We start from the raw sequence: 20,974 nt of genomic DNA, 5'->3' as shown, positions 1-20,974 counted from the left end.
GTGGGAAGTTTGCTGCGCGGTGAGGCACTTGCATTTCAGGCCTGCACTTGAGGTGAGCGCATTGTTCGCATAGTATTGCAAACATGTTATTTCGGGTTGATGCGGCTTCGGCGCTCTCACTTGCCGAGCAGATCGCAGTCCAGGTGCGTGCCGGCGTCGCTGGCGGAACGTTGGTGCCGGGGGAGCGGCTGCCACCGGCCAGGGACCTGGCCAAGGCGCTGCAGGTCAATATGCACACGGTGCTGCGTGCCTATGCGCAGCTGCGGGACGAGGGCGTCATTGAGATGCGCCAGGGCCGCGGTGCCTTTGTGCGCCAGGATGCCGGGCCAGGACTCATTCGCGTCACCGAATTGGCAGAACAACTTATGGACGAAGCGCGCAAGCTGGGAATGTCCCAGCAGGACCTTGTGCGGTTAATCGGGGGAGTGGGACACGCATGACCGAGACTCAGGGAACACCAAATACCGCTCGGCGGATTCTTGCCGGACTGGCAGTGCTGCCGCCGCTGGCCGTCGTTGCGGGGAGCTGGCTGATCTGGCAGGACCGGCTGCCGGCTGAACTTGCCTCGCACTGGTCGGACAACGGCCCGGCCGACGACTCGATGGCAACCGGCACGCTCATTATTCTCGCCCTGGCACTGACCGGAGCGCCCGCCGTCATCGGGATGGCCGCCGCACTGCGACGTGGCCTGCGGCCGGCATTTCTGCGGGCCGTCCTGGGAATCTGCGGCGTGGTGGCGGGGATGGGCGCCACCACGTGGCTGCTTTCGGCGATGTTGACCATGGCGGCGGGAAGCGCCAGTGAAGCAGTGCTGGGCTGGTGGCAGATCGCGTTGATCACGTCCTTCCTCTATGGCGCGGTGCCGTACTTCATCGCCCCCAGCCCACGATTCACCAGCAACGCCATGGAAGGCAGCCTGGCCCTCGGTGCGCAGGAAACCGCCGCGTGGTCACGCACCATCACGTCCAAGGCCTTGATGCTGGCGCCCATCCTGCTTCTGGCCCTGGCCGCGGCCATCTACCTGCCAGACCTGCTGGCCGGCAACGGCGCCACATCCGGCATCGGCCTGGCCACCATGCTGGCCAGCGTCGTCGTCGTCGCCCTCATTGTGCACCTGCAGGTGAGCGTCGACTGGCGCGGGCTGCGAGTGGTCACCGCTGTGGGCCGCATTCCCCTGAAACGAATCCACCTGGACGACATCGCCGACATCGAGGTGACAGTGCTCCGGCCCTCAGAATGGGGTGGCTGGGGCTACCGGTTCATGCCCGGGCGCTCGGCCATCATCATGGGCGCCGGCCCCGGCTTGATCGTCAGCACCGTCCAGGGCAAGCAATTCGCGGTGACAGTGGCCGAACCGGAGGTTGCCGCGGAGCTGCTGCTCGCCTTGCGGGACCGGAAAAAAGAGCAGGACAAGCACGACGGCGGCACCCGCCAAGGCACGACCGCACCTTCCGTGTAGGGCTGGGCGGGGCACTGGGACAGGACTGGAAGTGCCGGGCGGCGCCAACTCCGCTTGGGTCCGCCCGGGCGCCAGCCCCGTAGGGTGGTGGCATGAGCGAAAACGGCGTGCGCGACCAGGAAATACCTTTTGCCAGTGGCTGGGTGGCGGCGCCCAACGCCCAGCTGTACTGGGAAAGCAGCGGAAAACCGGAAGGTGTGCCGGTCTTGTACCTGCATGGCGGGCCCGGCAGTTCACTGGGCAAGGGCGGCTACCGCAAGCGGCACGACGCCGCGAAGTTTTGGACCATCGGCATGGATCAGCGGGGCTGCGGCAACAGCACCCCCACCGTCCAGGACGATCTGGAGCACTTGGCAGGCAACACAACGCAGGCCTTGATCGAGGACATCGAAATTGTCCGCCGGCATCTTGGCATTGAGCAATGGATCGTCACCGGCATTTCCTGGGGAAGCACCTTGGCCCTGGCCTATGCCCTGGCGCACCCGCAGCGGGTGTTGGGCATTGCCCTCATGGCAGTCACAACGACAAACCGAGACGAGGTCGACTGGATCACCGAGGGTGTGGGCCGGATTTTTCCCGAGGCATGGCACGAGTTTGCGGATGCCTCGGCAGCAAGGCCGGGGGAGCGGGTCGTGGAGGCCTACGCCCGCAGGATGGCAGGCCCGGACCGGGAAGACGCCCGCATGGCCGCCCTTTCCTGGGACACGTGGGAAGCCTGGCACATCTCATTCAGCACCTATTGGCAGCCGGGCCCCATGTTCACCGACGAGCGGCTGCGCATGACGTTTGCGCTGCTCGTAAGCCATTATTGGGCCAACGATGCGTTTCTTGCCGGCGACGAGGAAATTCTGTCCCGGATCCACGAACTTGACGGCATTCCCGGACACCTCATTCACGGCCGGCGCGACGTCAGCGGCCCGGCCATCACGCCCTGGAAGTTGCACCAAAAGTGGGCCACCAGCAAGCTCACCATCGTGGAGGACGAAGGGCACGGCGGGCCAACGTCCGTCGCCGCGCTCCTGGCCGCCGTCGAAGAGATCAGCGACGGGCCCGGCATTCACCAGCCATAATGGACGGCGACCGGAATGCAGCCAATAATGGAGCCATGACCCGCTACGCCATCGATCCGCTGGCCGCCATCGAACTGTCCCGCGACTACGGGGTGATCGCCGGGGAACACCAACATGTCGCCCCGTCCAGCCTCCGCTCGCAGTGCTTGGGGATCCTCTACCGGGCAGTGCGCAGCGGTGACGTGGAGCGGGACGAGGCGCGCAGGATCCTCGACGGCATCACGTCCATGCGCATCCGCCTGCTGGGGACCGGGTGTCGCGGGCCGTGGCATGGAGAATCGCCGAACAGCTGGACTGGGATGACACCGCCAATGCCGAGTACATCGCCGTCGCCCAATTGCAAGCCGATGCCTTCATTACCCTGGATCCCGAACTGGCCCGCCAAGTGGCAGGTGTCATCGAGCTGGCACCCTTGGCGGTGCTTCAATCCACGGACCGCCCCTAGAATTCCTCGCCCTCGCCCACCACGGCCGACGCCGGGCCCACAATCAGCGGATCCGGCACCCCCACCACTTCGTGGTCCTTGCCTGGGTAGTCAAACAAATTCAGCACATGGCGCATGGCGGCCAACCTGGCCCGCTTCTTGTCATTGGACTTCACCACCGTCCAGGGTGCGTGCTTGGTGTCAGTCCTTTTGAACATGCGTTCCTTGGCCGAGGTGTACGCATCCCACTTGTCCAATGAGGCGACATCCATGGGCGAGAGCTTCCACTGACGGACCGGATCCACCTGGCGAATGATGAACCGGGTGCGTTGTTCGGCCTGCGTGACGGAAAACCAGAACTTGATGACAGTCATGCCGTCATTGGCCAGCATTCGTTCAAACACCGGGGCCTGGCGGATGAATTCCTCATATTGTTCCTTCGTGCAAAACCCCATAACCCGCTCAACCCCTGTCCGGTTGTACCAGGACCGGTCAAACAACACCATTTCCCCGGCACTGGGCAGGTGCGCCACATAACGCTGGAAATACCATTGGCTGGACTCGCGTTTACTCGGTTTTTCCAGCGCCACCACCCGGGCGCCCCTCGGGTTCAGGTGTTCGGTGAAACGCTTGATGGTGCCGCCCTTGCCTGCAGCGTCGCGGCCCTCAAACAAGATAACCACCCGCTGCCCGGTAGCCTTGATGTATTGCTGCAACTTCAGCAGCTCAATTTGCAGCAACCGCTTTTCAACGTCGTAGACGTCCCGTCGCAGCCGGGCATCGTAGACGTCCCGTCGCAGCCGGGCATCGTAGGGGTAGCCGTCGCGCCACGTGTCCACCTGGGATCCGTCCGGAGCCAGCAGGATGGGGTCGTCGTCGTCGTTGTCCATAACGGTGAAGCCGGTGAAATCAGGGATGGGTCGAGTCATGGCCCGATCATAGCCCTGCGGCAAGGACGAACGGTGAACGGAGAGTGGAGCGCAGGTGAACGAGACGGCAACTGGTGCGGATCTTCGCGGCCGGCTGACGGTGCGGGCCTTTGAACTGGCGGCCGTGGACCCAAGCCTGGCCGGGTTGCTGGATCCCGCCGAACAGGCCAGGGCCATCGCTATCACCCACACCGGAACCCGCCGTGACTTTTTGGCCGCCCGCATAGCCCAACGACTGATGGCTGCCGAACTGCTCGGGGCGGAGCCCGGGGAGCTGGAGGCAGTCTACGAGTGTCCCGAGTGCGGGTCCGGCCCGGTGCTATCGCATGGGCGGCCGGGCTATTGGCGCAACGGAGTGTCTGCAGACGTTTCAATGAGCCTGTCCCGCAGCAAAGGCTGGGCGGTTGCGGCCATGGTGCCCGCTGCCGGCATCCCGCTGGGCATCGATGTGCAGCATATTGCCTCGGTGGGCTTTTCCGGGTTCGACGGCGTTGCGTTGAGTCTGGTTGAACAGCGGCGCCTGGCGCAGCTGTCACCAGGGCAACGTAATGCGTGGCGTGCCTCCGTTTGGGCCCGCAAGGAGGCATTGGCCAAGTACTCCGGCCTGGGCCTGCGCACGGACCCTGCCGTCATTGCGGCCTTCCCTGACCCGGACACCTCTGGGCCCTTTGCCGGGGCCCAGGTGTGGGAACCGGACGCTTCGGCCCTGGGCCTGCCGAACGGGTTCGCCGTGGCAGTGGCCTGCGGGGGACCGGCCCGGGCATAGGAACCGGAGTCACGTGTTGGCCGTCCGGATTTCATGCCATCAGCCGCTGGCCCGGGTGTCGCCTGTAGTTATAGCTATAGCCATAGTTATAGCTTGGGCGTCGGTGAAGCTGTCGGGGTCGGGGCTTAGTCCTAAACGTTTCCAATGCAGGCCGAGAAGGAAGAGTTCACCTCAGGCGCGAGAGCCGCCGCCTCGCGAGGCAGCGACCAACGTGCCAGGACAAATCACGTCAAGCTGTTATTCGCGTGGGCCGGTATCGCACGGCAATCGCCCCAGACCGGAACTCATGGCGATCCACGAGCTCGAGCTGGATGCGCTCGTGCAGACCAGCGAGCAACGTCGGCCCATGTCCGGCAAGGACCGGCTGCACGAGGAACTCGTAGTCGTCGATCAGTCCCAGATCCGCCAACGCCAGGGGAAGCGTCACGCCACCAACCCACAGGCCCTCGCCTGCCTCCTGCTTGAGTTGCTGAACTGCTTGCCCCACGTCGCCGCGCACCAGCTCGGCATTCCAATCGACCCCGCTCAGTGTGCTCGACACGACGTACTTTTTCGCCCGGTCGATGGTCTCGGCGAACGCGATCTGCCACTCATTCATCCAGCCAGGCCACGTGCCCGTGGCCGGCCTCCGCCACGCCGACTCCATCATCTCGTAAGTCACCCGGCCGAACAGTAGGGCATCGGCTCGCTCCAGCTCAGCGGTCCAGTACCGCATCGACTCCTCGTCCGGGGGGAGCCCTGCCTCGTGATGGCAGCAGCCGTCGAGTGTGACGTTGATCGAGTATCGAAGTGGTCTCATCTCGTTGCCCTCCCCTGATGCGTGCAGTGCGTTTTCACCGCACCGCCAGTCAGCCAGACCACGGCTTCGCGTGAACCGCCCATGGTCCGAGGATAAGCAACCCCGCCGCTTAACGGAAGTGTCAGCGCACGAATCCGGCCGGGCTGCGCCCGCCGAGTGTGACACACGCGGACTCGTTCTCAACTCCAGGTGAACTGTCGCAGCTGGGCCTCCTGGACCGGAGCACTGAAACGTGGCGCGAGAGACGTTGCAGGACGCGGGAATTCCCGCCCGATTCAGTTGGTGCGGGCGTAGGCTTCTACGTCGGCGAAAAACCGTTCGACCTGGATCCCGATCGTGAGTGGACTGCGGCTGTCATTATGGGTGAGGTCAATGTCGATGCCATTGACGTTCCACAACTTCCGCAGGCCTCTCTGTCCGTGCCATGGAATGGTGGGCTCGCCGTGGATGGTTGTCAGTTGACTGGGAATGGCGTCGAAGCACTGGGTTGCCTCATGGCGCCACCCCAGATGCTGGAACAAAGCGTCCCGGTCAGCCGTATGCTTGGGCCGAGGATACTGGATCAGCTTGTCATCCTGCCACGCTATGTCGGAACCGGGCGGATCACCAGAGGCCCGGAAAATATCGACCGACTGCGGCGTAGTTTGGCCGGCCTTTGAATCTGTCCCGCGTGGGATAGGACCTCACACAATCTGGGTGTGTGTCGTCTACCTGGTGAGTGGGTCTTGCGGAATCTGCCTATGGCCCATCAGCGATGAGGAGCGCAGCCATGAGGACAAGAATTTCATACCTTAACTCTGACGATGGAGGCCACATGGGGGCCCGGCGGTTCCGTAGGGCGCTGAGGCCGAGTGCGCCAGTGCCCCGTAGCGGTCCTGCCACGGACACGGCCTCGGCCAACAACACTGGGGAAGCTCTGTTGGGAGCCGGAACCTTGGCGATGGCCATCTGGCCAGCTCGCTGAGACCGATCCCGAAGAAGCCGGTCCGCGCCCCGTCGCTCCCGGGTTTGGCGCAGAGTCGGAGCCGACCGGCTTCCTCAGGGTGTGCACGATTGGCTGTGGGAACCAGCGAATAGTCCCGCACGGGGCGTCTTGGATGGACCCGGCTTAAATGATCCGCAAGACCCGCCCACAAAAAATGTCTGGTGACCGGGCGGGTCCTATACGGGATGGAATTTCAGGGCCACGCAAACCCCCCTTTTGGCTTCTCCAAGCCTCGACTCGACGCGCGACAATCGGCCAACCACCTTGATCGTAGAGCCGACTAGGGGTGCGGCAGCGGCGGAAGCGCCTGCTGGTACAGCCAAGGTGCGAGGATGTCAGTGGCGGCGAAGCTCTCCACCCCGGCGCACACTTCGTCCGCGAGCGACATGAAGTCCGCCGTGGTGACCGAGCCATGCCGGTGCTCCTCCGTCCAACGCTGCAGCAGTGCGAAGAAGTTTGTGTCACCTGCCGCCGCACGGAGTGCCACCAAGGCCAAGGCCCCGCGTTTGTACACGGCGTCGTCAAACATCAGCTCCGGCCCCGGATCGCCAACGGTCACGGCGACGGGTTCGGCCACCAGCTTGGCGTGCGCCGCAGCAGCCCGCTCGGCAACCGTCATGGACCCGCTGTCTTCGGACCAGAGCCACTCGGCGTAGCAGGCAAAGCCCTCGTGGAGCCAGATGTCACGCCAGGACGCCAGCGTCAGGGAGTTGCCAAACCACTGGTGTGAGAGTTCGTGGGCGATCAGCCGCTGCGCTTCCCACCCGGTGTCCATGTGGTTGCTGCCCAGGATGGACAGGGACTGCGCCTCGAGCGGGATCTCGAGCTCGTCTTCGGTCACCACCACCGTGTAGGCAGGAAAGGGGTACGGCCCAAAACGCTGGATGAAGACGTCCACCATCTCCCGCTGCCGGGCCAGGGCAGTGGCTGCCCGGGCCTGGAGTTTCTTGGGCACTGCCACGGTGATGGGCAGCTGCGTTTGTCCTGCGGAGGCCGGCAGCGCCAGCAGTTTGTACCGGCCAATCTGCAAGGTGGCCAGGTAGGTGGCCATCGGGGCGGTCTGCTCGTACACCCAGGTTTCCCGGCTGGATTTTTTCGCATGCGAGACCAGCGTGCCGTTGCACACTGCCGTGTAGTCGGCATCGGTGGTGACGGTGAAGCGGTAGGACGCCTTGTCGCCGGGCCGGTCGTTGCACGGGAACCACGTCGGTGCCCCGGTGGGCTGGCCGGCGACCAGCACGCCGTCGTCCAGTTCTTCCCAGCCAACATCGCCCCACTCGCCGTCGTCGGGGGCGGGATTGCCGCTGTAGCGGATGTCGAGGGTGAACTCCGTCCCGGCGTCCACGGGGGCCGGCAGCTGGAGCCGCAATTTCCCCTGGCGGTGGGAATGCTTCCCGACACGGATTCCGTCGACGGAAGCTTTGTCCATGCCCAGCCCGGCGAGGTCAAGGTCCACCGAGGTCAACGGCACCAGGGCCCGGGCCGAGATGACGGCCCGGCCCTGGAGCTGGTTTCCGGCCAGCCGGGCCTCCAGTTCGATCTCGTAGTGCGTCACCGCGTAGCTGGTGCTGCCATGGAGGGGGATATACGGGTCCGGCCGGGCCGGGAGATCCGCGGCGGCAGGGCTTGGGGAGGAGGGTCTGGTGCGGTGGAGAAAGCTCATGCCGGGCTGGGTATCCGAATCGGTTGGTTGTCGGGGTCAGTTGCGGGTCGGGTCAGTCGAGGGGCACAGCCGGTTGCGGGTCATGCACGGTCCGCGAAGTCCGGTCCCTTCCAGGGGCTGATGGGGTTGCCCATCCAATAGCTGCTGGCAGGTACCGTTTCGCCGCGCATGACGAGCGAGGCAGGGCCCACGGTGCCGCTGGTGGCGATGCTGGCCGCAGGCAGGATCACTCCGTGCGGGCCCATGGTGGCCCCTTCCTCCAGCGTAACCGTATCGATGGCCATGACCCGGTCATGGAACAGGTGCGTCTGGATCACGCAGCCGCGGTTGACGGTGGAGCTTTCGCCCAGGGTGACCAGATCGGCCTCGGGCAGCCAATAGCTTTCACACCAGGCGCCGTGTCCGATCTTGGCACCGAGCGCACGCAGCCACCACACCATGGCGGGTGTGCCAACTGCTGCGCGGGCAAACCACGGCGCGGTGACCATTTCAATGAAGGTGTCCACCACTTCGTTGCGCCAGATGAACGAGCTCCACAGGGGATGCTCACCGGGCTTGATGCGGCCCACCAACACCCATTTGGCGAGCACCGAGCTGCCCGCGGCAAAGGCGCCCGCCGCCATGATGACCAGGCCGCTGAGCAGGGCGGCCAGCCAATAACCGGCGGCGAGTGCGACGGCGTCGAAGACGGCCAATACCGCGGCGGCGACGGCGACGGAGAGCACTGTCGGCACCAGTCGGCAGCTTTCCCAGAGGGCCCTTGCCGCCTTGAGCCGCAGGGGCGGGTTGAAGGTCAAGGACTTGTCGGTGTTCAGGTTGGTGCGGCGCAGGCGGACGGGCGGGCTGCCCAGCCAGGAGGTGCCGGCCTTGGCCTTGGCCGGGGCTGCCGACAGCACGGCCACCAGCGAGTTGCGGGGCATGGTGCGCCCCGCAGCGGCCATGCCCGAGTTGCCCAGGAAGGAGCGTTTTCCCACCTTGGCCGGTGCAATGTGGATGTAGCCGCCACCGAGTTCGTAGGAGGCAATCATGGTGTCGTCGGCCAGGAAGGCGCCGGCGCCGATGGTTGTCATTTTCGGCAGCAACAGCACCGTGGAGGCTTCCACGTTCTTGCCGACCTTGGCGCCCAGCAGGCGCAGCCAGACTGGAGTGAACAAGCTCGAGTAGATGGGGAACAAGAGGTCGCGGGCCATGTCCAGCACGCGCTCGGTGGCCCAGACCTGCCAGCCAATCCTGCTGCGCACGGGGTAGTGCCCTTCGCGCAGACCGATGCCCAGCAGCCTTACGGTGCCCAGGATCAACACCAGCAGGGTGAGGAACCAGGCAAGGGCTGCCACGGGAACCGACCAGAGCAGGGTGGGGACGGCCGCTGACAGTGACTGCTGTCCGTTGGCGGCCAGCAGCACGATCCAGGCGGCGACGGCAGCTGCGAGAAACGGAATCAACGACAGGAATGCTGAGGCACCGGCGAACGGCAGCTCCCGCCGCCAGGTGGCTGGTGTGGGCAGCTCGGGCCAGGAGTGCTTGGCCTTGCCGGTTCGTTCGGCGGGGGAGCCGGAGACGGTGACGCCCGGCTTGACCTTGCCGCGGACTGCGGATCCCGGAGCAACGTGCGCGCCGGCACCGATGCGGGCTCCTGGCATGAGGGTGCTGCGGGCCCCAACGACGGCGCCGGCTCCGATGGAGATTTCACCGATGTGGACCCAGTCCCCGTCGATCCACCAGCCGGACAGGTCCACTTCGGGTTCAACCGAGCAGCCCTCCGCCAGTCGCAGCAACCCGGTGACCGGCGGCACCGAGTGCAGGTCAACGTTCCGGCCCATCTTCACGCCGAGGGCACGGGCGTAGTACGGCACCCACGGGGCACTGGCCAGGGTGACGGCGCCAGTCATGTCAGCAATTTGTTCGGCCAGCCACAGGCGCAGGTGCACCTTGCCGGAGCGTGGATAGCTGCCGGGGCCCACCCCGCGCAGCAGCACCCGGGCCGAGACGACCGAGATGCCCATGCGGCCCCACGGAGAGACAAAGACCACCCAGGAGGCAGCCACCCACCACCACGAGATCGTGGGGGCACCCGGCAGCACGCCCTGCCAGGCGGCGAAGTTGTTCAACGCCATCAGGTAGGTGAGCCAGCGCATGCCCACCAAAACATGCAGCGGAACGCCCATGAGGGTCTGGAACACCTGGGATTTTCGTTTGGTGCGGCCCACCGTGCGGGTCACGGGTGCGGCAGGACCGCCGCTGGGCACGGAGCCGACAGCCAGCTCCAGCAGGGCACCGATCCGGGGGTGCGAATAAACGTCGGCCACGGTAATGCGGGGGTAGCGCTGCCGCAGCGCCGAGACCAGCTGGGCGGCGGCGAGGCTGCCGCCGCCGCTGGCGAAAAAATCAGTGTCGAGCGAGGCCGGGGCGCCGCCCAGCACAGCCTGCCACTGATCCAGCACCCATTGTGCCTCCGGCCCCAGGGTTCCGGTGAGGGATTCGCCGTCGTCCGTTGCTTGTTCCAGGGGCCAGGGGAGCGCCTTGCGGTCCACTTTTCCACTTATTTTTGTGGGCAGGGAATCAGTGAAGGTGAGCAGCGGAATCAAGGCTGCCGGCAGTGACTCTGCGAGGACGGCGCGCAAGGCTGCCGGGTCCGGGGAAGTGCCGGGGGCCGGAACCAGATAGCCGACCAGCAGCTGGCTGCCACCGGCCGTGTCCTGAACAGCGGCTGCGGCGCCGGAAATCTCCGGCAGGGCCTGGAGTGCGGCATCAATTTCGCCCAGCTCAATCCGCCGTCCGCCCAGCTTGACCTGATCGTCGGCGCGGCCCATGAAGATCAAGCCCGCGCTTTCGAGCCGCACCAGGTCGCCGGATCGGTAGGCCCGGTCCCAGCCAAATGCAGGCATGGGAGCGTATTTCTCGGCATCCTTGGCGGGGTCGAGGTAACGTGCCAGGCCGACGCCGGCAATGATCAGCTCGCCCACTTCGCCCTCGGCGACGGGCTCGCCGGCGGCATCGACGACGGCCAGGTCCCAACCGTTGAGCGGCAAGCCAATGCGGACCGGGCCCGCTCCGCCCAGCGGAGCGGCACAGGCAACAACAGTTGCCTCGGTGGGGCCATAGGTGTTCCAGACTTCCCGGCCTTTGACGGCCAGGCGCGTGGCAAGTTCGGGAGGGCAGGCTTCGCCGCCAAAAATGAGCAGCCGGACTGATTCCAGCGCTTCCGCCGGCCACAGGGCCGCCAGCGTTGGGACAGTGGAGACCACCGTGATGCCATGGGAAATGAGCCAGGGGCCCAGGTCCATGCCGGACCGGACCAGTGACCGCGGCGCGGGAACCAGGGCGGCGCCGTAACGCCAGGCCAGCCACATTTCCTCACAGGAGGCATCGAAGGCCACGGACAGTCCGGCAAGCACCCGGTCATCGGGGCCAATGGGCTCGGACTGCAAGAAGATGCTGGCCTCAGCATCGACGAAGGCTGCGGCTGAGCGGTTGCTGACGGCCACGCCCTTCGGGGTTCCGGTGGAACCGGAGGTAAAAATGATCCAGGCATCATCCGTGGGAAGCGCCAGCCGTGGATCCGGGAACGGGGCAGGGCGTTCGCCTGTCACGGTCAGATCCTTGCCGGTCAGCGGGTCGCCGAGGACGGCAGCGACCTTGGCTTCGCCGAAGACCAGGGCCGCGCGTTCCTCGGGATCGTCGGCATCGACGGGGACGTAGGCGCCGCCGATCGAGATGATGGCCAAAATGGCGAGGTAGAGCGTGGAGGTGCCGGAGGGGATGCGAACGCCGATCCTGTCGCCGGCGCCCAGGCCGGCCTGGGTCAACTCGGCGGCCCTCTGCTGCACGGCCTTCACGAGCTCGTCGTAGCTGAGGGCCTTGACGCCGTCGTCCAAGGCTGTGGCATCAGGGTGGAGCCGCGCCGACTCCTGCACTATGTTCCACAGCGTCCGCGGAGCCGGGGCCAGCTCGCTGCCCGGCATTTGTGCGGAAAATTCTGCTGCCGACGATGCGGATGGCTCGGGCGATGCGGCAGTCTGGGCCGTGGGGATGTTCAATGGGGCAGGGTTCACCGGCCTACCGTGCACCATCAACATGAACGGAAGTTGAATGGCAGGCGACAAGTTACGCCGTGAGCCGGCAGAGGGCCATCCAGCCGCGTGGCGTCAATGATTTGGTGCCTGGCGTGGGCGACACTGAGGAGGTGCTGCCGTCCGAGCATCCGGACTGCGCCCAAGGGGCCGGTCTCATCGAGGGCAATGACCATGCGGGCGGTGCTCGGGATGACCGGCTCAGACTCTCCGCTTGCCTGCTTACTTGTTGCAAACGGCCTTGCCAAGTCTCCGAGGTGGCTGTCCGGGTCCGGCTGGCTGACCGACAGGGCATGCTGTCGACGCACCGCATGAATCATTCGCCCTTATTCGCCGTCGCCGCGCCACACTAGCCACAATCTGGTGGGGCGAACTTGCTAGCCGCTGACTATCGAGATCCCCGAGCCGAGAATTACGCTGGATCTCCTTTTCGGTGTTTCGACCTGAACTGCGAGGGGCCCTCGCGCCGGTTTGGATACCTTGTTGGGGAACCAGGCTCTCTCGTGGTCTACAACGATCAAGAGACCATCATGGCTGCCCATTGATGCGAAGGTGTTGGAGCAATCGTAAAAGTTTGGGATGGCCAATTCTGCGGACAGTGTTGCTACGGTGTGCAGCACGTTTTCCACGCCAATGCCAACTTCACTGATGGACAGCATTTGGGGTTTTTCGCTCTTGTCGGGCACCTTGGATGCATCAGCGTCGCGGGCGATGAATTCCAACATGATGCCTTCTGGGCCCAAAAAATACAGGGAACGGGACTTCCAATTTTCCGAACCGAAGATAATCTCTGAGCCGTCTGTCTGGAGTAGGGACACGCGACGGGATAGCCATTCGTGGGCAAGTTCGAACTCTGACGGCAGGATTCCAAAGGCGAGGTGATGGACACCGTCAAAACCATCCCCGGTGGTCAGCGTTAGAAGGCTTGAGCCGATGGTGATCTCCACGCTGGTGGCGGTCACGTCGACCGGTAGCAGCAGAGTGTCTCGGTAGAAATGTGCTGCTTGGGAGAGGTCGCGGACGGTGATGGATACGTTGAGGATTTTCATTCTGGACATGCCTTCTCTTGGGAATGTGTTCTGCAGGTTGTATGCGGGGCCAGGACATTCTTGAGCCAACAAGTTCGTGTTTGAGTCGCATGGCGCCCATGGTTGTCCTTGTGTTCGAAGATGTACGCACCATGGAACTAGGTACAGCTAGCTTGAGGTCAAGCCCGCCCGTCGGTGAAGTCGCGAGCAGGACTGATTTGTCGATACGGCAAGCTGTCCCGATGGAGCTTCGATACAGGGGAATCCGAAGGAAGGGGATCTGATTGCCCACCACCGTGTCAGGCAGCCACTGAATGTGTTTCCCAGCGGTGCTCCAACGGGTTCAAACCGATGCCGCTGACGATCTGCTGACGGGTTCACCGGGTACCATCACAAAAAGTGGGACACCAAGAAAACCCAGTTGTCTCACGCCTCCGGAAGCTCATGAGTTTTGACCGTGGACGTTGACCAAGGACGTGAGGGTCTGGCATTTGCTGCTTTAGCGGCGATTGGCCCGCCGCTCCTGCCTCTGAAGGCCACGCAATGTAGTGGGCGGGCCAGCACGATCCGTCCGCCATGCCTTGATGGCACAACTGGTGAAAGTCACCAAGGCCACCGTCGAAAGCAGCCACAAAGGAAGGCCGCCAATGTCACCAGCTGCCCCTTCAGGACTGCCCATCGACAGCAGCATTCCGCCTGTCACGACAGCACACAACGCGGAAAACACAATTGCAATGAACAGCCAGCGAACACTTCGGCTCCGCCTCAACAAGCCTTTGGGCGCCACTAGCAAGAAAGTCAATGGAGTCGCCACAGCGAAAACTATTGCGGCGATAAAGGCCGGGCCGTACATGGCATTCGTGAGAGGTAAAAAGATGCCGCAGAAACCCACCAGCACGGCCAGAGCAACCGGAATGGCCTGGCGCCCGGATGGCTGTGATTTGTCGACCCAATCCATTTCCATGCAAACCCCCAAGTATTTCCATGCAAACCACCAAAAGCCGGGGCAAGCGTCAGCGGGCATCTCCCACGGCCGGATGCCTGAACAGCATAACCCGGCGGGAATCCGGATTCGAAGGTTCACAGCACCCGGGAGCCGGGGCAAGGCACCCACTTTGGCATCGGCGCATGAATATCCACCGCAACATCCTGGCCATCGATCGGTGCTGACCGGCCCGTACCAGCTGTCGCCTGGTCACGGACCGGCACGTGGATGTTTGCTCGGACTAGACTCAGGGAGTGAATTTTACCGACGCACCCTCGCTGGAAAACCAGTTCGTTCGACTCGAACAGCTGTGCCAGACTCACCAAGACGACCTGGCAGCAGCGGTTGCAGCCGAAGAGCTGTGGCGGACCTGGTACACGCACGTTCCCTCTCCTGAAGCGATGACGGGGGAAATTGAACGTCGCCTTGCCCTGCACGCCGAGGGACGAATGGTTCCTTGGGCCATCATCGATCAGGCCTCCGCGAGGGCGGTTGGAATGACCACGTACTTGAACCTCGAACCGGCCAACCGCCGTCTTGAAATCGGGTCAACCTGGATCGGGTCGACGGCGCAGGGGACGGGTATCAACGCCGCAGCCAAGATGCTTTTGCTTCAGCGGGCGTTCGAGGAACTGGGCTGCATTGCCGTGGAGTTCCGTACACATTGGCACAACCACCAATCCCGTCGCGCAATCGAGCGGCTCGGTGCCAAGCAAGACGGGGTTCTTCGCAATCACACAATCTTCGAGAACGGCACCGTCCGCGACACTGTGGTGTTCTCCATAGTTGAGGCCGAATGGCCAACCGTGAAATTCGGGCTTGCGGAACGACTTGACCCCCGCAACCGGTAGTCACTCCCGCACGGTGGAGGGCCACTCTCGCTTTGGCCCGCGGCGCACTTTGCACTCACCAGCTTCGAGGCCTGCACCACGGCCGTTTGCAGAGGGCAACACAAAAATCTTTTGGTGTGTCCCCTGGAGGGATTGGGCTGCGGGAATCGGCGCTGTCTGTGGCTCACAGCTTCGGCAGACGTTCGGTGCCGTGTGGCCGACTCGGCCCTGCCCCTCCTGTAGGATCCGGAGCTACTTGTCACTAATCCGGATTTCATGTCACCAGACGATGGCCTGATCGTTGTTAGCAGCAAGGCTCTGGCTTGCCGGCTTGGGAATGTTTGTGCGCCCCGTAAGGGGAACGCTGAGCGGGACATCCCGGAAGGAATCGGTTCGGACATCACTATTACGTGATTTTCGTGTCCATGTGTGCATTAGTGCCGCGGCGCCTTCTGGGTACAGGGGGCGTTTTAATCGCGCGATGCTAAACCAACTGACAGAGCTACCTTCGTCCAATACGTACAGTTGTGTATCGAGCGCGATCGAGTCGAGGTCAGGAGATTCGACACCGAAGATATGGGCTATCTGATGCCCTGGTGCTCCCTCGTATTCAAAGATGTTCTCGACGACTCCGAGCAACTGCACACCGCCAAGTTCGACTCCAAGTTCCTCGCGGAATTCCCGCCGAAGTGCTACCTCAGCCGCTTCGCCGAATTCGATTCCACCCCCGATCGCACGCAAGTAGCGGGTTCCCTTAACCGTGTCATATCCTTCTTCTGCGAGAAGGTGGCCGTTTCTAATCGGCAGGCCCACGGAGAGGTTCCTGATTGAAGTCACGACCCCAAGTTTATGCATCTCGTGCCTGTTCAATCGTTTTACAGATTCGGCGCATCATCATTTGGGTGCATCCGAAGTGCCGGATAGGAACCCTTCCCGGACATTTCTGCAATCCTTGGCGTTGAATCATGTGGTGCTGGAGGGGGAAGCTGGCGGGAACCACACCCGGTCTAGCCGGAGATATGTCCCCAAAAGCCAACACTGCGAGCCCGGTTTTCGAGTGGTACGTGGATCGGACTGTCACACAGAAGTCTTGGTCCGCGAGCCGATCCACCTCGGCATCAGTGGCAGTTGACCGGTTTCCGATCAAATGGTTCCGGATCGTACAAATTGTCGATGCTGAGTTCTCCACTATCGATGAGCGGCTGCAACGTCTTGTGCCTTGCGATGCTTTGCGTGCGTGTCCTGAAAACATAAGCGTCGGCGATCGTAAGCTCCCCGCCGGATGCAGTCCACACCAGTGTGTAGTCGCCCGCATTGATTGGCCGATGTAGATCATAGGTATGCCATTTTCCTGCCGACCTGCCAACTCCGATGATGCCGATGGCGTAGGCCTCCCCTTGACTACCACCCAACATTGCCTTCTCCCGTACGACCGCTCGACAGCCGTCCGGTCCATGGGGATCCAGGATGTAGTTACTCGTACCCCAATCGAAAAACGCCACCATCGCGCTGCCCGCCCCAACAACGCTAACCAGCATAAAGAAGGCAACGGATCGCATCAGCCCCCAGCGCCCCTCATCCCTTCTCGGGCCCGGTCTCCTGCTGCCACGGACGATCCAAAGGACCCAGAGCACCAGCGAAGCCAGCAAAAGGGCACTGCTTAGTATCCAGGCGCGCAGGACATGCGAGCCAACTACCAGGATTCACCCGTTGAAGAACCCAACGACCACCCCGAAGCCGAGCAACAGAGAAACGATGCTGGCCAAATACACTCGTGACCTGACCGGCAGGTAGTTCTTCTCGTCTGTCCCCATCGAAGGATTCTATCTGAAGTGGAAATTGACCATGATTGGAGTGGTTATGGACGGCCAGGACCAAAAGAAAAATCATGCATGCCGTTTGCAAAGTGAGACTGCCCCGGACTGTCACAAATGGAACGGTCTACGGGACACCGGCGCGTTGGAGTCGTTCCGCTGCCTGACAGGTGAGCGCGTCCAGTGCGACTGGCCGGGATTGGAAGAGGCTTTCACCGCGGGCGTTATGCAGTGCTGGCCACACGCTCGCGGCCCAGGCAACCTCCTGCTCTTCCTTGGTAAAACGCCTACCACGCGCTTGCTGGTAGGAGTCAAAGAATATTTCCGAGCTTTCGATGGTTGCCAGCGTTGGGATGGCGGTGCTGGCAAAGGCGCCGGATGCTGCACCGACGATAGCCGCTTCCGGGAGGGCGACGAGGCTATCCCAATCGTGGACCGCCCATGGGAGCTCCCCGTGCCAGCGAAGATTTTGGCTTTCCCAGTCTCCGTGCCCAACAACTAGGGGTAAAACTCCTTGTGCCAGTCGTTGCGATACGGAACGGGCAATGTCATGCACGTGTCCAGGTACGAGGTCTTGGTTCATCTCGTCTACCACTGGATTTGTTGGCCACAAGCCACCCGTTGGCGGATTCCAGTGCATCCACGGAGGCGGTGCGCCAAGCCCGGTGGGGGACTGTGACACAAGAATCTCCATTAGGTCCGCCAGAAGTTTCGCGGACCGGGCGGCAAAGGAAACCTCTCCACCGGAGCGCATTTCACCGCCAGGAAGCCATGTCTCAGCACTGACCACCCCACCCGGTTCGAGTAGGTCGGCTCCGGTCAATGGCCGGGCGCACGGGAAGCCAGCATCCGCTGCAATGCGCTGAATTTGAAGGCATCGACTGATCCTGTCGGCGGAATCAGACCGGACCTTGACGGCAACAGTGCCTTGCTCATCGGAGTCGTAGCGGAACAGATGAGACATTTGACCGCCAGCTTCGGCACGCAACGACGTGAGAGTGCCGTGGCCAAGCACGCGAAAACACCACGCCTCAACTTCAACGGACATTGATCTCAACACCATCGTTCGATTCTACAAACAGGGAACCTGCGGCCAGTGCCACCATCGGCCATGACTCTCTGGTGCGGCATCCTCCACCGTGCCGCATGCGGAACCCTCTGCGGGACAGCTGACATGCGAAATTGATCCATGTAATCAAAGATGTGCACTTTCTCGGATTTAGCCGACATTTCTGGCGGCCTCTGACACGATCTTCCAAATGATCGTTCCGTCCGTTTCTGAGTCTCCTCCCGGGATATTCAACAAAACTCACCGATAACACCGCACAGTACACCCTCATTCACCAGGTACACAGGAGTACACTGAGTACACAGCTATTCACAGGAGAAGTCGTGACCAGTCAGCAAATAACTAAGAATCCTTTCCGTCCCACTGCAGGAGCCGAGCCGCCACAGCTCATCGGTCGAACCGGACTGCTGGACGAATTCATCTACGGTCTGCAGATCCGATCCGGGGCCCCTGGCTTGCTCACTATTTTCACCGGAGCCCGCGGTATCGGCAAGACCGTCATGCTCGGCGAGGCTGAAGATATCGCGCGTGCCCAAGGATGGCTGGTGGTCTCGGAGACTGCAACGACAGGTTTCTTGGGGCGAATAGGTGAAGCCATGCGTTCAGCGGCCGAAGAGCTGGGAGAAGGGCCGAAAGGCCGTCGAATTACGGGCATCGGAGCCGCAGGCTTCTCAATCACTGCTCAGTTGCCTCCGGCGCAGCAATTGGGATGGAGGCAATTGGGAGAACAACTGTTGCAATTGCTGGATGAGAAGCTGTTGACCGTTGCGTTGTTTGACGATGGGGCCGTCGCTGGGTTTGACGACGGGTTAGGTATGAAAACGCCCCGCCTGGATTTTCCTGGCGGGGCGTTCGTGGTCATGGTGGCGGCGTGATCGTCATGGCTGCCGGTGGGTTACTCGCTGAATTCACTGACTGCTGATTGTGCTGAGGATTGGTCCACGATCGCGCTTTTCGTAGAGCGGGTGGCCATGAGCGCGGCGAGGGCCAGGTTGTTGATGGTGCGTGGGTAGCCGCGGGAGGCTTGGTGGATGACGGTGATGGCGTCCTCGGAGAAGAGCGGATCGGATCGTCCGGCGAAGCCGAGGTGTCCCTTGATGTAGGCGCCGGTGTCTTCTTGGTTCATGCCGCCGATGGTGAACCTGGTGCCGATGCGTTGGTCCAGGGCTGCCATGACCGCCAGCTTCAACCTGCGCCGCAGGGTGGGTTGGCCGATGAGCAGCAACGCGAAGTGCGACTCCGTATCCATATTTACGTTGCCGAGCATCCTGAGCGCTTCGAGGTCCTCGTTGCTTAGCAAATGTGCTTCGTCGATGACGATGACGGGCAGGCGGGAGCGTTCATCGAGTTCCCCGGCGAGCAGGGACGCGGCCTGGGCGGCCAGGGCGCCGGAGAAGAATGAGGGCGTCGCCCCGAGCGCGGTAACGATGGTTGAGCGGATCCCTCGGATCCCGATGGTCGGATCAGGGATGTAAATGATTTGGTGGCGGGAGGGTTCCAGATGCGCCAGTGCGGCGCGGGCCGCAACGGTTTTCCCGGCACCGACTTCCCCGGCGATCACGCCCATGCGGCGTTGCTCGATGCACCAGGAGATGCGGGCGACTGCTTCACGGTGCCCGGGGTGCTGATTCAGGGCAGCCGGCGGAATGTCACGGCCGAACGGCATGCGGGTAAAACCAAAATAGCTTTGCAGGGTATCGATCTGGCTCAACGGGACTCCTCCTTGATGGTGGGCTGTGACTGGTTTTCGGTGGTGGTTTGTCCCTGGATGTCGGCGAAGCTGATCGGTGCGGCAGTCAGTGATTGCCGGTGGCGGGTAGCGACCAGGTCCAGGTAGTTGATCCCGGTGCTGATGTTCGCAGCACTGTCGTTGTCCTTGACCGCGTTGATGACCTTGGCATGCACGTGCCGGCCAATATCGAGGGGTTTTGCTGTCCCTGCCGGTGCGCCTTGGTTGTTATTCACCGTGATTTCCCCGTCAAGGTCGAAGGGGTCATAGACCAGCTCAACTTTCGTGCCGGCCAACAATGCGTCCACTTCATAAAGGTTGGAATGCAGGGACACCGTCCCGGTCTTACTCACCCTGCGGGTGTCTGACCAAAGGAACGCCTGACGGATGACTTCCAGGGGTTTGCGGACCGGTTCCCGGTGTTCCCAGGACGCTTCCCACCGGGTAAGGGGTGTCTGCCCGGTACTGGTGTGTTGCTGGTGGTGGTAGACCATGTTCACCCACGCAGTAAACAGGGTGTTCAGCTCTTCCAAGGTGCTGATTTCGGAGCCGGCCTCAGGGCTGGTGCCCGGCAGCATCGGCGTGTCAGTAACGGTGATCTCGCCCAGGAACTGGCTCGTGACAGTGTTGAAGAAACGCTCAATTTTTCCTCTTCCCTGGGGCCGGTAAGGGGCTGAATGCACCAACCGGATCCCGAGTTTCGCACAGGTCCTGGCCAGCGACTTGTCACCCATCGCGGCTCCGTTGTCGAGGTAGCAGTGAGCTGGTATTCCGTGTGTTTGCAGTGCTGGGCGCAGCACCGCTGAGAGGCGAATGGCATCCTCCGCCCACGCCCAGCGGGCGGCGGTAACCATCCTGGAATGATCATCAAGGAACGCGAACAGATACGTTTTCCTCCCACCAATCCGGGGCCCATGCAACGCATCACCAACCCAAATCTCATTGGAGGCGTTCGTTTCGAAGCGGCCGGTGGCCACCGGGCGGGTGCCCGTGGAAATGTTCTTCGCCCTAAAGTGCCGCAGCAACGTCGTCTCCGACGGTGCCTGCCCCAGTGTTTCGGTGATGATCCGCTTGACCTGGGCAGCGGTCCGGTTCGGCTTCTCACGCTTCAACGACTCCGCCAGGGTCAACACGGTCGAATCGATGAAGGGGGTGCAGGCCCGTTCGCCGGGTTTGAGCCCGTCAAAGCCACCCACGTGCCAAGCCTTGATCCAACGGTCCAAGGTCTCCCTGGAGTAGCGGCGGGTCCCACCGAACGGCCAGGGATGATCCACGGCGGCCAACTCCCGCACCAACGGCCCACGCTGGCGGGTACTCAACGACGGATCCGCCACGCCCCGAATCACCTGATAAC

19 protein-coding genes are annotated in these 20,974 nt (G+C 62.8%); 7 read left to right on the top strand and 12 right to left on the bottom strand.

Going from position 1 to position 20,974, the window contains the following annotated elements; genetic code table 11:
• The first annotated feature begins 83 nt into the window (after positions 1-83).
• The 4 genes from ACT3TS_RS18325 (at position 84) to ACT3TS_RS18310 (ending at position 2,974) form a co-directional block, all read left to right on the top strand.
• Positions 84-440, top strand: coding sequence for a GntR family transcriptional regulator (locus ACT3TS_RS18325; RefSeq protein WP_444532962.1), 357 nt, complete (start codon positions 84-86; stop codon positions 438-440).
• Positions 437-1,459 (top strand): hypothetical protein, encoded by a 1,023-nt coding sequence (locus ACT3TS_RS18320; RefSeq protein WP_444532961.1) that lies wholly within the window; start codon positions 437-439, stop codon positions 1,457-1,459. Before ACT3TS_RS18325 ends, ACT3TS_RS18320 begins: the two co-directional genes overlap by 4 nt.
• A 92-nt stretch (positions 1,460-1,551) precedes the next feature.
• Positions 1,552-2,529, top strand: coding sequence for an alpha/beta fold hydrolase (locus tag ACT3TS_RS18315; RefSeq protein WP_444532960.1), 978 nt, complete (start codon positions 1,552-1,554; stop codon positions 2,527-2,529).
• Between the two features lie 265 nt (positions 2,530-2,794).
• Positions 2,795-2,974: a hypothetical protein gene (locus ACT3TS_RS18310; protein ID WP_444532959.1), complete on the top strand. Its 180-nt coding sequence runs from the start codon at positions 2,795-2,797 to the stop codon at positions 2,972-2,974.
• Here ACT3TS_RS18310 and ppk2 read toward each other — a convergent pair.
• The gene (ppk2, locus tag ACT3TS_RS18305) at positions 2,971-3,882 is read right to left on the bottom strand and encodes a polyphosphate kinase 2 (protein WP_444532958.1); all 912 of its coding nucleotides are present in this window, start codon (positions 3,880-3,882) and stop codon (positions 2,971-2,973) included. The two genes, ACT3TS_RS18310 and ppk2, sit on opposite strands and share 4 nt — an antisense overlap.
• Positions 3,883-3,937: 55 nt before the next feature.
• Here ppk2 and ACT3TS_RS18300 point away from each other — a divergent pair, with 55 nt between their 5' ends.
• The gene (locus ACT3TS_RS18300; RefSeq protein ID WP_444532957.1) at positions 3,938-4,648 is read left to right on the top strand and encodes a 4'-phosphopantetheinyl transferase family protein; all 711 of its coding nucleotides are present in this window, start codon (positions 3,938-3,940) and stop codon (positions 4,646-4,648) included.
• Positions 4,649-4,877: 229 nt separating this feature from the next.
• Here ACT3TS_RS18300 and ACT3TS_RS18295 read toward each other — a convergent pair whose 3' ends face one another.
• The 6 genes from ACT3TS_RS18295 to ACT3TS_RS18270 all read right to left on the bottom strand — a co-directional run bounded on the left by ACT3TS_RS18295 (position 4,878) and on the right by ACT3TS_RS18270 (position 14,157).
• Positions 4,878-5,447, bottom strand: coding sequence for a dihydrofolate reductase family protein (locus tag ACT3TS_RS18295; protein ID WP_444532956.1), 570 nt, complete (start codon positions 5,445-5,447; stop codon positions 4,878-4,880).
• A gap of 275 nt (positions 5,448-5,722) precedes the next feature.
• On the bottom strand, positions 5,723-5,968 hold the full coding sequence (locus ACT3TS_RS18290; protein WP_444532955.1) for a hypothetical protein: 246 nt from the start codon (positions 5,966-5,968) through the stop codon (positions 5,723-5,725).
• Between the two features lie 744 nt (positions 5,969-6,712).
• Positions 6,713-8,095 (bottom strand): M1 family metallopeptidase, encoded by a 1,383-nt coding sequence (locus tag ACT3TS_RS18285; protein ID WP_444532954.1) that lies wholly within the window; start codon positions 8,093-8,095, stop codon positions 6,713-6,715.
• A gap of 80 nt (positions 8,096-8,175) precedes the next feature.
• The gene (locus ACT3TS_RS18280; protein WP_444532963.1) at positions 8,176-12,057 is read right to left on the bottom strand and encodes a Pls/PosA family non-ribosomal peptide synthetase; all 3,882 of its coding nucleotides are present in this window, start codon (positions 12,055-12,057) and stop codon (positions 8,176-8,178) included.
• A gap of 485 nt (positions 12,058-12,542) precedes the next feature.
• On the bottom strand, positions 12,543-13,214 hold the full coding sequence (locus tag ACT3TS_RS18275; RefSeq protein ID WP_444532953.1) for a VOC family protein: 672 nt from the start codon (positions 13,212-13,214) through the stop codon (positions 12,543-12,545).
• A 478-nt stretch (positions 13,215-13,692) separates the two neighbouring features.
• Positions 13,693-14,157: a hypothetical protein gene (locus ACT3TS_RS18270; protein ID WP_444532952.1), complete on the bottom strand. Its 465-nt coding sequence runs from the start codon at positions 14,155-14,157 to the stop codon at positions 13,693-13,695.
• Positions 14,158-14,432: 275 nt separating this feature from the next.
• Between ACT3TS_RS18270 and ACT3TS_RS18265 the strand changes: the two genes are divergently transcribed.
• Positions 14,433-15,029 (top strand): GNAT family N-acetyltransferase, encoded by a 597-nt coding sequence (locus ACT3TS_RS18265; RefSeq protein ID WP_444532951.1) that lies wholly within the window; start codon positions 14,433-14,435, stop codon positions 15,027-15,029.
• 258 nt (positions 15,030-15,287) lie between these two features.
• Here ACT3TS_RS18265 and ACT3TS_RS18260 read toward each other — a convergent pair whose 3' ends face one another.
• The 3 genes from ACT3TS_RS18260 to ACT3TS_RS18250 form a co-directional block, all read right to left on the bottom strand.
• Positions 15,288-15,845: an NUDIX hydrolase gene (locus ACT3TS_RS18260; protein ID WP_444532950.1), complete on the bottom strand. Its 558-nt coding sequence runs from the start codon at positions 15,843-15,845 to the stop codon at positions 15,288-15,290.
• Positions 15,846-16,126: 281 nt separating this feature from the next.
• Positions 16,127-16,567 carry a hypothetical protein gene (locus ACT3TS_RS18255; protein WP_444532949.1) on the bottom strand — a complete coding sequence of 147 codons (441 nt, stop codon included), beginning with the start codon at positions 16,565-16,567 and terminating at the stop codon, positions 16,127-16,129.
• Between the two features lie 382 nt (positions 16,568-16,949).
• The gene (locus ACT3TS_RS18250) at positions 16,950-17,885 is read right to left on the bottom strand and encodes a phosphotransferase (protein WP_444532948.1); all 936 of its coding nucleotides are present in this window, start codon (positions 17,883-17,885) and stop codon (positions 16,950-16,952) included.
• A gap of 329 nt (positions 17,886-18,214) precedes the next feature.
• Here ACT3TS_RS18250 and ACT3TS_RS18245 point away from each other — a divergent pair, with 329 nt between their 5' ends.
• A complete protein-coding gene (locus tag ACT3TS_RS18245) occupies positions 18,215-18,766 on the top strand; it encodes a hypothetical protein (RefSeq protein WP_444532947.1) in 552 nt (183 codons plus the stop codon).
• 20 nt (positions 18,767-18,786) lie between these two features.
• On the opposite strand, the gene ACT3TS_RS18240 is transcribed toward ACT3TS_RS18245, so the two are convergent.
• On the bottom strand, positions 18,787-19,602 hold the full coding sequence (locus ACT3TS_RS18240) for an ExeA family protein (protein WP_444532946.1): 816 nt from the start codon (positions 19,600-19,602) through the stop codon (positions 18,787-18,789).
• On the bottom strand, positions 19,599-20,974 hold a 1,376-nt coding region (locus ACT3TS_RS18235), incomplete at its 5' end, for a DDE-type integrase/transposase/recombinase (RefSeq protein ID WP_444532945.1). The genes ACT3TS_RS18240 and ACT3TS_RS18235, both read right to left, overlap by 4 nt.

It is taken from the genome of Specibacter sp. AOP5-B1-6, assembly GCF_052376555.1.
Lineage (GTDB): Bacteria > Actinomycetota > Actinomycetes > Actinomycetales > Micrococcaceae > Specibacter.
The sequence above is the reverse complement of the archived record's forward strand: the minus strand, read 5'-3'. Positions and strand labels throughout refer to the sequence as shown.

What these genes read in the sequence shown, in the direction of transcription:
- ppk2 (WP_444532958.1), bottom strand. Translation starts at nt 3,882, where the DNA reads ATGACTCGACCCATCCCTGATTTCACCGGCTTCACCGTTATGGACAAC.
- ACT3TS_RS18285 (WP_444532954.1), bottom strand. Translation starts at nt 8,095, where the DNA reads ATGAGCTTTCTCCACCGCACCAGACCCTCCTCCCCAAGCCCTGCCGCC.
- ACT3TS_RS18270 (WP_444532952.1), bottom strand. Translation starts at nt 14,157, where the DNA reads ATGGAAATGGATTGGGTCGACAAATCACAGCCATCCGGGCGCCAGGCC.
- ACT3TS_RS18295 (WP_444532956.1), bottom strand. Translation starts at nt 5,447, where the DNA reads ATGAGACCACTTCGATACTCGATCAACGTCACACTCGACGGCTGCTGC.
- ACT3TS_RS18250 (WP_444532948.1), bottom strand. Translation starts at nt 17,885, where the DNA reads ATGGTGTTGAGATCAATGTCCGTTGAAGTTGAGGCGTGGTGTTTTCGC.
- ACT3TS_RS18320 (WP_444532961.1), top strand. Translation starts at nt 437, where the DNA reads ATGACCGAGACTCAGGGAACACCAAATACCGCTCGGCGGATTCTTGCC.
- ACT3TS_RS18280 (WP_444532963.1), bottom strand. Translation starts at nt 12,057, where the DNA reads ATGCCGGGCAGCGAGCTGGCCCCGGCTCCGCGGACGCTGTGGAACATA.
- ACT3TS_RS18325 (WP_444532962.1), top strand. Translation starts at nt 84, where the DNA reads ATGTTATTTCGGGTTGATGCGGCTTCGGCGCTCTCACTTGCCGAGCAG.
- ACT3TS_RS18255 (WP_444532949.1), bottom strand. Translation starts at nt 16,567, where the DNA reads ATGCGATCCGTTGCCTTCTTTATGCTGGTTAGCGTTGTTGGGGCGGGC.
- ACT3TS_RS18315 (WP_444532960.1), top strand. Translation starts at nt 1,552, where the DNA reads ATGAGCGAAAACGGCGTGCGCGACCAGGAAATACCTTTTGCCAGTGGC.
- ACT3TS_RS18275 (WP_444532953.1), bottom strand. Translation starts at nt 13,214, where the DNA reads ATGAAAATCCTCAACGTATCCATCACCGTCCGCGACCTCTCCCAAGCA.